Source organism: Gordonia desulfuricans NBRC 100010, from assembly GCF_001485495.1.
Lineage (GTDB): Bacteria > Actinomycetota > Actinomycetes > Mycobacteriales > Mycobacteriaceae > Gordonia > Gordonia desulfuricans.
The window spans coordinates 12,962-25,879 of the sequence record NZ_BCNF01000066.1; the positions used below are offsets into that span (position 1 = coordinate 12,962).

11 protein-coding genes are annotated in these 12,918 nt (G+C 67.7%); 3 read left to right on the top strand and 8 right to left on the bottom strand.

The genetic code is table 11. The features are described 5' to 3' along the window. Window positions 1–169 precede the first annotated feature (169 nt). From GD1_RS11640 to GD1_RS11670, 7 genes are all read right to left on the bottom strand, one after another. Complete coding sequence (locus tag GD1_RS11640; protein ID WP_020789920.1) at window positions 170–808, bottom strand: hypothetical protein; 639 nt, start codon at window positions 806–808, stop codon at window positions 170–172. Window positions 809–1,190: 382 nt separating this feature from the next. Next, entirely contained in the window at window positions 1,191–2,381 is a 1,191-nt protein-coding gene (gene tuf / locus GD1_RS11645; protein ID WP_020789921.1) for an elongation factor Tu, read from the bottom strand. Between the two features lie 130 nt (window positions 2,382–2,511). Further along, window positions 2,512–4,617: an elongation factor G gene (gene fusA, locus GD1_RS11650; protein ID WP_053778514.1), complete on the bottom strand. Its 2,106-nt coding sequence runs from the start codon at window positions 4,615–4,617 to the stop codon at window positions 2,512–2,514. 87 nt (window positions 4,618–4,704) lie between these two features. Beyond that, the gene (gene rpsG, locus GD1_RS11655) at window positions 4,705–5,175 is read right to left on the bottom strand and encodes a 30S ribosomal protein S7 (protein ID WP_020792709.1); all 471 of its coding nucleotides are present in this window, start codon (window positions 5,173–5,175) and stop codon (window positions 4,705–4,707) included. A 6-nt stretch (window positions 5,176–5,181) separates the two neighbouring features. Further along, on the bottom strand, window positions 5,182–5,553 hold the full coding sequence (gene rpsL, locus GD1_RS11660; protein ID WP_020792705.1) for a 30S ribosomal protein S12: 372 nt from the start codon (window positions 5,551–5,553) through the stop codon (window positions 5,182–5,184). A 594-nt stretch (window positions 5,554–6,147) separates the two neighbouring features. Continuing rightward, entirely contained in the window at window positions 6,148–6,741 is a 594-nt protein-coding gene (locus GD1_RS11665) for a hypothetical protein (protein WP_020792708.1), read from the bottom strand. Window positions 6,742–6,795: 54 nt separating this feature from the next. After that, window positions 6,796–7,677 (bottom strand): exodeoxyribonuclease III, encoded by an 882-nt coding sequence (locus tag GD1_RS11670; protein ID WP_059037152.1) that lies wholly within the window; start codon window positions 7,675–7,677, stop codon window positions 6,796–6,798. A 67-nt stretch (window positions 7,678–7,744) separates the two neighbouring features. Between GD1_RS11670 and GD1_RS11675 the strand changes: the two genes are divergently transcribed. Together GD1_RS11675 and GD1_RS11680 are read left to right on the top strand one after the other, a co-directional pair. Continuing rightward, a complete protein-coding gene (locus GD1_RS11675) occupies window positions 7,745–8,248 on the top strand; it encodes a hypothetical protein (protein ID WP_059037153.1) in 504 nt (167 codons plus the stop codon). Window positions 8,249–8,297: 49 nt separating this feature from the next. Beyond that, on the top strand, window positions 8,298–9,965 hold the full coding sequence (locus GD1_RS11680; RefSeq protein ID WP_059037154.1) for a sigma-54-dependent Fis family transcriptional regulator: 1,668 nt from the start codon (window positions 8,298–8,300) through the stop codon (window positions 9,963–9,965). Here the strand turns inward: GD1_RS11680 and GD1_RS11685 are convergent. After that, on the bottom strand, window positions 9,962–11,098 hold the full coding sequence (locus GD1_RS11685; RefSeq protein WP_059037155.1) for an HPP family protein: 1,137 nt from the start codon (window positions 11,096–11,098) through the stop codon (window positions 9,962–9,964). The genes GD1_RS11680 and GD1_RS11685 overlap by 4 nt on opposite strands. Before the next feature lie 295 nt (window positions 11,099–11,393). Between GD1_RS11685 and GD1_RS11690 the strand changes: the two genes are divergently transcribed. Next, the gene (locus tag GD1_RS11690; protein ID WP_059037156.1) at window positions 11,394–12,890 is read left to right on the top strand and encodes an aldehyde dehydrogenase family protein; all 1,497 of its coding nucleotides are present in this window, start codon (window positions 11,394–11,396) and stop codon (window positions 12,888–12,890) included. Window positions 12,891–12,918 lie beyond the last annotated feature (28 nt).

The following is a 12,918-nucleotide window of genomic DNA, read 5'->3' on the forward strand; positions in this document are numbered from 1 at the left end:
TGCAGGATGTTACTAATGTGACTCGTGTGGTCTATCTGTCGGCGATTTCGGCGGTCATCCATCCACGCACCGATTCCACGCCGCAGAACCCTTCCGGCTCGATGTCACAGAACCCTTCCGGCTCCATGTCACAGAGCACTCCCGGCTGCAGGCCGCAGCGCACTCCCGCTCACAGCAGGTGGGCCATCCGCTTCTTTGTGCGGTTGGTCTTGACGATCCACGCGAGGTCGGGGTCTGTGGTGTCGAGGGCGTCGAACACGGCCAATCCCGGTTGCGGATCGGCTGCCACCGCCACACTCCAGCAGTAGCCAAGGCTCTGTCGCAGGACTCGCGCTGCGGGAGTGCGTCGTGATGCACCCACGGGTAGCGCGCCCAAAACAGCCGTCGCGCGGCGACAGACCTCGACTGCCACCGCTGCCGCTTCGGGTGTGCGTAGCAGGCGCGGCTCGCAGATGGCCGCCGTACCTGCCCGCGCGATGAGCGGGTTCGGGTCACCGGCCCAGTCGCGGGTCAGCGACTGCACGGCGTCACCATCGGCGTCCGCGGCCTCCTGCACGCCGATCACCACACCTTCACGCACCCGCCATCGGTCATCGACGGCCAGCTCCCGCAACCGTGAGCGCGATGTCGGGTCGGCGATCCGGGTGCCCAAGCAGATCGCCCCGCACATCACCTGGTACTCGTCGTCGCTCCGCAGGAGCCGGTCGACCAGTTGTGGATCATCGGCGACCTGGTCACCGCGATCGCCAGTGACGTATTGGCCCGCGGCCCCGGCAGCCCGGAGTTCGCATCCAGAAACCCCGGCCATTCGGCGCGGTCCAGTCGCCGCAATCGGGCCGCCCACTGCTCCACCGCCTTCGACACCCCGACAGCATACGGCGATACAGACGGGCAACCGGCGTCATCGGCGGACGCATGGTCACCACGCATCCTGACGGTCGATTCGCCTACCGCCCAGCGGTTTCCGAGCACCGACAACGCAGGTCGGCGAGTCGGGCCAACCGCCGGCCGACGGCACGACCGACACAACAGAGCGCCCCAACCGCGAAAGCGGTTGGGGCGCTCTGTTTGTCAGACTCGGCGAGTCAGATCGACAAAGTGAGACTCAGAGAATCACTTGTTGATCCGTGACGCAGGCCCACGCCCGAACGACAACGCTCACACGCTGCCGCGACGGGCGTGGCAAATCGTCACTTGTTGATCTTGGTGACTCGACCCGCACCAACGGTGCGGCCACCCTCGCGGATGGCGAAGCGCAGGCCCTCGTCCATGGCGACCGGCTGGATCAGCTTGACGCTCATCTCGGTGTTGTCGCCCGGCATGACCATCTCGGTGCCCTCGGGGAGGGTCACGACGCCGGTCACGTCGGTGGTACGGAAGTAGAACTGCGGACGGTAGTTGTTGAAGAACGGGGTGTGGCGGCCACCCTCGTCCTTCGACAGGATGTACGCCTGGCCCTCGAACTCGGTGTGCGGGGTGGTGGTACCCGGCTTCACGATGACCTGGCCACGCTCGACGTCCTCACGCTTGAGGCCGCGGAGCAGCAGACCCGCGTTGTCGCCGGCCTGAGCCGAATCGAGGAGCTTGTGGAACATCTCGATACCGGTGACGGTGGTCTTCTGCGACTTCTCGCGGATGCCGACGATCTCGACTTCCTCGTTCACGTTGACCTCGCCGCGCTCCACACGACCGGTGACCACGGTGCCGCGGCCGGTGATGGTGAAGACGTCCTCGACGGGCATCAGGAACGGCTTGTCGGTCTCGCGAACCGGATCCGGGATCGACTCGTCGACAGCGTCCATCAGTTCCTCGACGGACTTGACCCACTCCGGGTCACCCTCGAGAGCCTTCAGGGCCGAGACCTTGACGACCGGGGCTTCCTCGTCGAACTCCTGGGCGGCCAGCAGTTCGCGGACCTCCATCTCGACGAGCTCGATGATCTCTTCGTCGTCGACCATGTCGGCCTTGTTCAGGGCGACCAGGATGTAAGGAACACCGACCTGGCGGGCCAGCAGCACGTGCTCGCGGGTCTGCGGCATCGGGCCGTCGGTGGCGGCGACCACGAGGATCGCACCGTCCATCTGAGCCGCACCGGTGATCATGTTCTTGATGTAGTCGGCGTGACCCGGGGCGTCGACGTGCGCGTAGTGACGCTTCTCGGTCTCGTACTCCACGTGAGAGATGTTGATCGTGATACCACGAGCCTTCTCTTCGGGAGCCTTGTCGATCTGGTCGAACGCGAAGCTCTTGTTGAGCTCCGGGAACTTGTCGTGCAGGACCTTGGTGATGGCCGCGGTCAGGGTGGTCTTGCCGTGGTCGACGTGACCGATGGTGCCGATGTTCACGTGCGGCTTGGTCCGCTCGAACTTCGCCTTCGCCACTTGATTGTCCTCCTGGACTTGTTGCTCTACTGGGCGGATCCCAGCAGGGGTTTTCTCTTACGTTGTTCGCGCCGTGGAGCACACCTGGTGGTGTGCCAGCGCTTCGCCAAAACCTCTGGCCGAGTAGGGATTACTCGCCGGTGGCCTTCGCGATGATTTCCTTCGACACGTTCGCCGGAACCTCGGCGTACGAGTCGAACACCATGGAGTAGTTAGCCCGGCCCTGGGTCTTCGACCGAAGGTCGCCGATGTAGCCGAACATCTCCGACAGCGGAACCTGTGCCTTGACGACACGGGCACCACTGCGCTCCTCCATGGCCTGGATCTGGCCACGGCGGGAGTTCAGGTCGCCGATCACGTCACCCATGTAGTCCTCCGGGGTCGTGACCTCGACGGCCATGATCGGCTCCAGGATGACCGGGCTCGCCATCTTCGCGGCCTCCTTGAGGGCCTGCGCGCCGGCGATCTTGAAGGCCATCTCCGAGGAGTCGACGTCGTGGTACTGACCGTCGAGCAGGGTGACCTTCAGGTTGACCAGCGGGTAACCGGCGAGCACACCGTACTGCATCGCGTCCTGCGCACCGGCATCCACCGACGGGATGTACTCACGCGGCACGCGACCACCGGTCACGGCGTTCTCGAACTCGTAGGTTGCGCCGTCTTCGGCATCGACCAGCGGCTCGAGCTTGATCTGGACCTTGGCGAACTGGCCCGATCCACCCGTCTGCTTCTTGTGGGTGTAATCGTGCTTCTCCACCGTCTTGCGGATGGTCTCGCGGTAGGCGACCTGGGGCTTGCCCACGTTGGCCTCGACCTTGAACTCGCGACGCATGCGGTCGACCAGGATGTCGAGGTGGAGCTCGCCCATACCGCCGATGACGGTCTGGCCGGTCTCCTCGTCGAGCTGCACCGAGAAAGTCGGATCCTCTTCGGCGAGCTTCTGGATCGCAGTGCCCAGCTTCTCCTGGTCGGACTTGGTCTTCGGCTCGATCGAGACGTTGATGACCGGGTCCGGGAAGCTCATCGACTCGAGCACGATCGGGGCGCTCGAATCACACAGGGTGTCACCGGTGGTGGTGTCCTTGAGGCCGATCATCGCGTAGATGTGTCCCGCGGTGGCGTCCTCGACCGGCATCTCCTTGTTGGCATGCATCTGGAAGAGCTTGCCGATGCGCTCCTTCTTGCCCTTGGTGGCATTCAGGACCTGGGTGCCGGCGGAGATGTGACCCGAGTACACGCGGACGAAGGTCAGCTTGCCGAAGAACGGGTGCGCAGCGATCTTGAACGCCAGGGCCGAGAACGGCTCCTCGGCGGAAGGCTTACGCGACAGCTCCTCTTCCTCGTTGCCCACGGCGTGACCCTCGACGGAGGGGACGTCCAGCGGCGACGGGAGGTAGTCGATGACCGCGTCCAGCATCGGCTGGACACCCTTGTTCTTGAACGCCGAACCACACAGCACGGGATAGAACTCGCGCGAGATGGTGACCTTGCGGATCGCGGCCTTGATCTCCTCGGCGGAGAGCTCCTCGCCACCGAAGTACTTCTCGAGCAGCGCCTCGTCGGTCTCGGCGACGGTCTCGAGCAGCTTCTCGCGGTACTCGGCGACCTTGTCGACCAGGTCCGCGGGGATCTCCTCGATGGTCGGCTCGGCGCCGATCTCGACGGTGCCGCGCCAGGTGATGGCCTTCTGCTCGATCAGGTCGACGACGCCGTCGAAGTTGTCCTCGGCACCGATCGGGAGCTGCAGCACCAGCGGCTTGGCCCCGAGGCGGTCCTCGATGGTCTTGACGGTGAAGTAGAAGTCGGCGCCCAGCTTGTCCATCTTGTTGACGAAGCAGATGCGGGGCACGTCGTACTTCTCGGCCTGCCGCCAGACCTGCTCGGACTGGGGCTCGACGCCCTCCTTGCCGTCGAAGACGGCAACGGCACCGTCGAGCACGCGCAGGCTGCGCTCCACCTCGACGGTGAAGTCGACGTGACCCGGGGTGTCGATGATGTTGATCTGGTTCTTGTTCCAGAAGCAGGTCACGGCCGCGGAGGTGATGGTGATACCCCGCTCCTTCTCCTGCTCCATCCAGTCGGTGGTCGAGGCACCGTCGTGGGTTTCACCGATCTTGTAGTTGACACCGGTGTAGTAGAGGATTCGCTCGGTGGTGGTCGTCTTGCCGGCATCGATGTGCGCCATGATGCCGATGTTGCGAACCTTGTTGAGGTCGCTGAGCACTTCCTGTGCCACGTGGTTTCCCTTCGGGAATTGCTTTGTACAAGGGACTTGTCGCCCCGCGTGACCGTGCGGGATGCGACGGTCACGCGGAGCAGGTTCTCACCAGCGGTAGTGCGCGAACGCCCGGTTGGCCTCGGCCATCTTGTGGGTGTCCTCACGACGCTTGACCGAAGCACCGAGGCCGTTGGAGGCATCGAGGAGCTCGTTGGCCAGACGCTCGACCATGGTCTTCTCGCGACGCTGCCGCGAGAAGGTCACCAGCCAGCGCAGCGCCAGGGTGTTGGCGCGACCCGGCTTGACCTCGATCGGCACCTGGTAGGTGGCACCACCGACGCGGCGGCTCTTCACCTCGAGGGTCGGCTTGACGTTGTCGAGGGCGCGCTTGAGGGTGACGACCGGGTCGGTGCCGGTCTTCTCGCGGGCCTGCTCGAGGGCCTGGTAGACGATCCGCTCGGCGGTCGACTTCTTGCCGTCGAGGAGGATCTTGTTGATCAGCTGGGTGACCAGGGGCGAACCGTAGACCGGGTCGTTGATCAGCGGGCGCTTGGGTGCGGGTCCTTTACGAGGCATGACTTATCAGCTCCCCTTCTTCGCGCCGTAGCGGCTGCGGGCCTGCTTGCGGTCCTTGACACCCTGGGTGTCCAGCGAGCCGCGGATGATCCGGTAACGCACACCCGGGAGGTCCTTCACACGACCACCGCGGACGAGCACCATCGAGTGCTCCTGCAGGTTGTGACCCTCACCCGGGATGTAAGCGGTGACCTCGACGGAGCTGGTCAGGCGCACGCGGGCGACCTTACGCAGCGCGGAGTTCGGCTTCTTCGGGGTGGTGGTGTAGACGCGGGTGCACACGCCGCGACGCTGCGGGCTCCCCTTGAGCGCTGCGGTCTTCTTCTTCGCAGGCTTGTCCGTACGGCCCTTGCGGACCAACTGATTGATTGTTGGCACTTGGTGTGATCTTCCTTTTCGGCACTGACCGCCCGTGCTTGCCGGCACGGGGCGATCCCTTGCGGTTGTCGTCGTTGTGGTTTGTGCTCCGGGCAGGTTGTCGAAATCCGGAAAACCCGGTTTTCGGCGACCTCCACAACTCGCCCCACCAGCACATTCATGCTGGTCAGTACAGTTATCGCTACCCCGAGGTCGGGCGTGTCACGCACACCACGGCGGTATCGCATGTCAGTCCGACGGTCCCGTCACACGGGGCGGGAGTACCCGTGCGACATGCTCACCTCGATCACCGGAGTCGATGACGTCGGCAGGGCACGCGGACTGGCCCGGCATGCGCCAGGCACCGACGACCAACTCTACCGATCGAGTTTGCACAGGTCAAAAATCGGATCCAGGTCGCCAACCACGGGCGACGTGCAGGTGAGCGGAGGGTGATCGATCGATGCCGACCACGCTACGCCCCGATCCGCGCTCGCGGGGCCCGCTGCGCGAAGTTCCTCCTCCTCGGTGTCGGAGAATCCGCAGGCCCGGGCAGGAAAGCCCGCCGGGCGGTGTGGAAGACGACATTCGGGGCCGGAAGCGTGCGACGCGGCCTCAGTGCAGGAAGAAGTTCTTGATCACGACGATCACCGCCGCCAGCAGCGCGGTGAACAGGCCTGCGGCCACGGCGCGGAATCCCAGCGGATTGCCCTGCACCCGCTGCGCCACGATCTGCAGGGACGCGATCCGCACCACCACGATCGCACCGGCCACCAGCTGGGTGAGGCGCGTCGGGAACAGGTCATGATAGCCGAGCGCCAGGACGATCGCCGGCCACACCGCCGACGACATGATCGGCAGTGCGTCGCGGAGTTCGTGGCGGGCCGTGCGGCGAACATCCTCGCGGTCGGGGCGGCCGGACTCCGGCGGGATGCTCGCATCACCCACCAGCTGGGCGAAGACATGCGCGATGTAGGTGGTCGCGCCGGTGGCCAGCACGATCAGCGCGGCGGTGCCGTCGGTGATCGTGTGCGCGGTCGCGACGACCACGGCCGCGAGCACCAGGATGTTGCCGTAGACATAGGCCGACAACCGGGACGTCGCACGGTGCCGCGGAAGTGGTCCGTCGCGTCGCTCCGTGAGTTTGCGGAAGAACGACGGCCGTCCCGTGGCATCGTCGTCGGCCTGGTCGGCAACATCCTCGGTCATCACTGGATTCCCCTGTCGTCCGATGGTCCTTCGGCTGCCGGCCCCGGCGGGGTCTCAGTCCTTGGCGTGCGGGAGCTTGGTGGTGGGTCCGCCGCGTTTGGCCGGATTCGACGGCGGCGGCACCATCGGCCCGATGTCGCCGTCCGGGGCGGTGTCGACGTCGACGACCACCGGTGCGTGATCGCTCGGCTTGGTGCCCTTGCGGGCGGCACGGTCGACCCAGGCCGCCGCCACCCGATCCGAGACCGATGTCCCGGCCAGGATCAGGTCGATCCGCATGCCCAGGTCCTTGTGGAACATCCCGGCGCGGTAGTCCCAGTAGCTGTAGATCTGCTCGTCGGGCCAGCGGCGGCGCACCACGTCGGTCAGGCCGAGTCCCTCGAGTCCGGCGAGTGCCTTGCGTTCGGGTTCGGTGACGTGGGTGTGGCCGGCGAAGGCGCGCGGGTCGTAGACGTCGGCGTCGGCCGGGGCGATGTTGATGTCACCGCACAGCATGGTGTCGGCGGCCTCGGGCTCGACCACCTCACGAAGCCGGTCCAGCCAGGCGAGCTTGTAGTGGTAGTGGTCGGAGTCGATCTCGCGGCCGTTGGGGACGTAGAGCGAGTACACCCGCGCCCCACCACACACCGCCGACACCGCACGCGCCTCGGGCTTGTCGTCGCGGTCGGGAAAGCCGGGGGCGCCGTCGAATCCGCGCCGGACGTCGTCGAGCCCCACCTTCGACAGGATCGCCACACCGTTCCACTGCCCCTGACCGACATGCACGAACTCGTAGCCGCGGTCGGTGAACTCGGGTCCGAGGACCGTGTCGAAGACGTCGTCGGACAGTTTGGTCTCCTGCAGGCACACCACATCGGGCTGCCGCTCGTCCAACCACGGCAGCAATCGGGGGATCCGCTGCTTCACCGAGTTCACATTCCAGGTCGCGACACGCATGGGATCAGGCTAGTGCGGTACCCCGACAGCGCGGTAACCCCCGTGACGACCCGCCTACCGTGGGGGTATGCACCCACCGGGCCGCCCGAGACGACTGACGAACGCGGAGAAGGACTTCGCGCGGGCGGTGTTCGGGCCGCGGGCCGACTGGCTCGACACGGTCGTCCTCACCGGGTTCATCGGGTGGCGGGGACGTGCCTTCGTCTTCCCGCTCACCCGGCGGACCGTCCTGTGCAACATCGGTGACTGCGCTGCCCGCCCCACCACGTCGTCGACCCCCGCCTACCCCCAGCCCGGCCGGTTGTTCGTCCACGAGCTCGTCCACGTCTGGCAGTTCACCCATCGCCGCCGCGCCCGGACCCTTGCCACCGCGATCTGGGAGCAGGTCCGCCACCTTCGGGGCACGAACGTCTACCACCTGGCCGCCACCCCGCCCGAGTGGGATGCGATGACGCTGGAACAGCAGGCGACGGTGGTCGACCGCTGGTTCGCCGGCAGCTCACCGACCCGCGCACCGATGGACGCCGACAGCCCGTACCGCCGGTTCGTCGAGCACGTCCGTCACGGCTGAGCCGCCGTGACAGCGGGGCCTTCCCCTCACCGCCCCGGTGTGTGATGGTGTGAGCATCGACATACCGACCGCCCACCGGCCCGCCCGGAACGACCCGCCACCACCTCGCCGCACCGTGATCGCGCAGAGCTGGCGGCGTTCGGCGCTGTCGGGGGTGCGCCCGGAGTCCACCACGCTCCCCGACCCGGTCGACGTGTCGTCGGCCGATCCGCTGCTCGACGCCGCACGACCGGTCCTCGACGAGGCCGCGGTCCGCATCGCCGACACCGACATGTCGCTGCTGCTGGTCGACCACGAATGCCGGATGGTGTCGCGGGTGACGGCGGGCGCCACCATCGAACGCATCCTCGACGACGCGGGTGCGTCGAGCGGGGTGGCCTTCACCGAGTCCGCGGTCGGCACCACCGCGCTCGGCACCCCCGCCGAGATCCGCCGCGGTGTGCTGGTCAACGGCTCCGAGCACTACCTCGACCGGTTCAAGCAGCTCAGTTGCTTCGGGCAGCCGATCATCCACCCGGCGACCCGTCGCCTCGCGGGCAGCCTGTGCATGACCGAGGTCGGCGACCGCGCCAATCCGCTGTCGATCCCGTTCGTGACCGCGATCGTCAACGACATCGCCGACCGCCTCCTCGACCGGTCACGCGCGCACCAGCGTCGCGTACTCGACGCCTTCCAGCGGGCCGCACCCCGACGCGACGTCGCGGTCGCCGCCCTCGGTGACGATCTGCAGCTCACCAATGCCCTTGCCGCCGACCTGCTCTCCCCCACCGATATCGGCGCCCTGCGGATGGTCGTCGCCGATCCATCGCTGCACGCGACCTCGATGCGCACCACCCTGACGTCGGGGACGGCGGTGGAGGTGCTCGTCGAACCGGTCGGCGGGACCCGGGGTGCGGCGGTGTTCCATCTGCGGCCGGCACCGGCCACCCCCACCCGTTCTCCGGCCCCGGTGTCGGCACCGGGCGCCTCCGTCCCGCCGGTCCGCAGCACCGCGATCACCGGCGAGCCCGGCACCGGCCGCAGCACCGAGGCGCACCGGGTGGCCACCGACCTCGCCGACGTCGCACCCGTGGTCGTCGACGTCGCCGAGACCCTCCTCGAGGGCACCCCGCCGGACGTTCCCGCGCTGCTCACGCAGGCCCGCGCCCGCGGCGCGGCCCTGATCGTCGACGGCGCCGACCTGCTCGACGACCGGTCGCTGACCCTGCTGCGCCATGTCGCCGCGCGGACGTCGCCGACCCCGCTGATCGTGGTGACCGGCCCGGCCACACAGATCGGATCGGGTGCGGCCGCACTGCTCGGGCAATGCGGGCGACGGATCGAACTGCCGCCACTGCGGCATCGCACCGCCGAACTCGCGGTGATCGCGACATCGGTCATCACCGAGCTCGCGCCGGGAACCGAACTGTCCAGCGGCGCCGCCGACGCCCTGCTCTCACAGGAGTGGCCGGGCAACCTCACCGAGCTGGTCACCGCGCTCGGCGACGCGGTCGCGGCGAGCACCACCCGCGGGTCGCGCACCGTCGACCTCGCCGATCTGCCGGAGCGCTACCGCACCACCAGTCGCGCATCGCGCCTGGCCGGCCGTGAGCAGGCCGAACGTCAGGCCATCATCGACGCGCTGGACCGCAACGGCCACAACAAGGTTCATGCGGCCCGCGAACTCGGGATCAGCCGCACCACGCTGTACGCCCGAATCCGCGCGCTCGGGATCTAGAGGCTCGGGACGGGACTCTCGTCACCGGGGACGGGCCCGGCCTCGTCGGCGCGCAGGGTCTGGCGGGCCAGGGCGGTGATCAGGTCGGTCTGGGTGACGATCCCGACGATGTGATCGCCGTCGAGCACCGGCACGGCGTCACACCCGCCGTCGGCGAGCAGCGGCAGCAGGGCGGCGACCGGGGTGTCGGGGTGTGCCACCGGCAGGTCGACGTCCATCACGTCGACCGCCCCGATCGGTGTGCGGTGTCCGCCGAGTGCGGTGATCAGATGGATCTGGAAGACCACGCCCACATACCTGCCGTCGTCGGCGATCACCGGCAACGAGGTGAACCCGTACTCGCCGAACAACTGCGCGAGTCGTTCCGGCGTGGTGTCGGGCGCCACGGTGATCAGATCGCGCGACATCACCGATGCCGCGTCGAGCGGATCGGTCCGGTGGCCGGCGGCCTGCAGCTCGGCGGCACCGATCAGTCGGGCGAGGTCGGCGACACCGAGGTTCAGCGACTGCCGGTAGCGGGCCAGGATGTCGGTCAGCTCGTCCTCGGTGAGGCCGAGCCGTTCCGGCGGGCGCGGCTCATCGGCGAACTGACGGAACGGGTAGTGCCGTCGGGTGGCCCGCCCGTAGACGGTGGCCACGAGCACCAGCAGCACAGCACCCACCGCCACCGGGGCGAGGGCGAACCGGAAACCCAATGCGTGCACGGCATCCGGTGAGAGTGCCGCGGTGAGCGCGACCGCACCGGCCGGGGGATGCACGGCGCGGCAGGCGATCATCGCGGTGACCGCCAGACCCACGGCCAGCACCACACGCAGAAGTGGTTGGGACACGGTCAGTGTCACCGCGACACCGACCACCGCCGAGAGGACACTGCCGACCACCGTCGGCCAGGGCTGGGCCAGTGGACTGCTGGGCGCGGCGAACACGAGCACGGTGGTGGCCCCGAACGGGGCGATCATGTAGAGGCCGGTGGTCAGGTCGACGCCCGAACACACGAGTACCGCACCGACGACGGCCATGCCGAGCAGGGCGCCGACCCCGGCGCGGACCGCTTCCCACGGCGTTCCGGCCGGCGACGCCGGGCCGAGGCTCCGGATCGCGGCACGGACCGACACCGCGCGTCTGGTGGACATGCTCGGCTCTCCTGTTGTCACGGTCGGGGCGATCTCACGCTAGCGGTGTCCGATTCCCTCACCGGCCACCACCCCGAGTGTGAGAACGCCATTGGCTGAGAAGTGTTCACCCCGATCACCTCGCACGGCACTGCCCGGCCGGACAGTGTTCGGTCAGGTCCGATCGCGGGAACTGTCCACCCCGCACTGTTCAGCTTCTGGACATCCCGGCGCACTCATGCGGTGGCAGAAATAGATGCAGATGCGCATCTATGACCCAGATCACTTCGCCACCGAGTCCCGACCAGGAGCACACATGACTGCCGTCGCCACCGAGCCCTTGCCCGCCGTCCGTGACTTCATCGCCTGCGATCGCCAGATGCTGATCGGCGGTGAGTGGGTGCCGGCCGCGTCGGGCCGCACCTTCGAGACCATCGATCCGGCCACCGGCCGCCCGCTCACCGCGGTCGCCCACGGTGACGCCGCCGACGTCGACCGTGCGGTCCGGGCGGCCCGCGCCGCGTTCACCGACGGGCCGTGGGCGCGGATGAAGCCCAACGAGCGGGAGCGGCTGTTGTGGCGGGTGGGTGACATCCTCACCGAGCGCGCCGAGGAGTTCGGCCAGCTCGAGGCCCTCGACAACGGCAAGGCCGCCACCATCGCCACCGCCGTCGACGTCGCGTGGTCGGCCGACATCTTCCGCTACAACGCCGGTCTGGCCACCAAGATCACCGGCTCCACCGTCGACGTGTCGATGCCGTTCGTCCCCGGCGGCGAGTTCCACGCCTACACGCTGCGCGAGCCGGTCGGTGTGTGCGGGCTGATCGTGCCGTGGAACTTCCCGCTGCTGATGGCCGCCTTCAAGCTGGCCCCGGCACTCGCGGCGGGCAACACCGTGATCCTCAAGCCCGCCGAGCAGACCCCGCTCACCGCGCTGCTGCTCGGAGAGGTGTTCTGCGAGGCAGGCTTCCCGCCCGGGGTGGTCAACATCGTCACCGGTTTCGGTGACGCCGGAGCCGCGTTGTCGGCGCACGACGACGTCGACAAGATCGCGTTCACCGGCTCCACCGAGGTCGGCAAGAAGATCGTCGACGCGGCCAAGGGCAACCTGAAGAAGGTGTCACTGGAGCTGGGTGGCAAGAGCCCCAACATCGTCTTCGCCGACGCCGACTTCGAGAAGGCGGTCGCCGGGTCGGTCGCGGCGTGGATGTTCAACCACGGCCAGTGCTGTGTGGCCGGGACCCGCCTGTTCGTCGAACGTCCCATCTTCGACGACTTCACCGCCGCCGTCGCCGAGGCCGCATCCCAGGCCACCATCGGACCGGGCCTCGACCCGGCCACCGAGCTCGGACCGCTGGTCAGTCAGGAACAGTTCGACCGTGTCTCCGGCTATCTGGTCGCGGGTATCGCCGACGGCGCACGCGCACTGACCGGCGGAAAGCGCTGGGGCACGGAGGGATTCTTCATCGAGCCGACGGTCTTCGTCGACGTCGAGCCCGACTTCTCGATCGTGCGGGAGGAGATCTTCGGCCCGGTCGTGGCGGCGATGCCCTTCGACGCCGACACCGGGGTGACCGCGGCGGCCAACGACTCGATCTACGGTCTGGCCGCGGGGATCTGGACGCAGGACCTGTCCAAGGCGCACAAGACGGCCCGCCAGATCAAGGCCGGCTCGGTGTGGGTCAACCAGTACAACGGCTTCGACACGGCCATGCCGTTCGGCGGGTACAAGCAGTCGGGCTGGGGTCGTGAACTCGGCCAGTCGGCCATCGAGCTCTACACCCAGACCAAGGCCGTCAACATCGCGCTCTGATCCTCCGCTCCCCCTCTCACCACGATTC

Excerpts from the sequence above, each read along its gene's own strand:
- GD1_RS11640 (WP_020789920.1), bottom strand. The coding sequence starts at position 808 with ATGGCCGGGGTTTCTGGATGCGAACTCCGGGCTGCCGGGGCCGCGGGC.
- rpsG (WP_020792709.1), bottom strand. The coding sequence starts at position 5,175 with ATGCCTCGTAAAGGACCCGCACCCAAGCGCCCGCTGATCAACGACCCG.
- GD1_RS11665 (WP_020792708.1), bottom strand. The coding sequence starts at position 6,741 with ATGACCGAGGATGTTGCCGACCAGGCCGACGACGATGCCACGGGACGG.
- GD1_RS11670 (WP_059037152.1), bottom strand. The coding sequence starts at position 7,677 with ATGCGTGTCGCGACCTGGAATGTGAACTCGGTGAAGCAGCGGATCCCC.
- GD1_RS11675 (WP_059037153.1), top strand. The coding sequence starts at position 7,745 with ATGCACCCACCGGGCCGCCCGAGACGACTGACGAACGCGGAGAAGGAC.
- GD1_RS11685 (WP_059037155.1), bottom strand. The coding sequence starts at position 11,098 with ATGTCCACCAGACGCGCGGTGTCGGTCCGTGCCGCGATCCGGAGCCTC.
- GD1_RS11690 (WP_059037156.1), top strand. The coding sequence starts at position 11,394 with ATGACTGCCGTCGCCACCGAGCCCTTGCCCGCCGTCCGTGACTTCATC.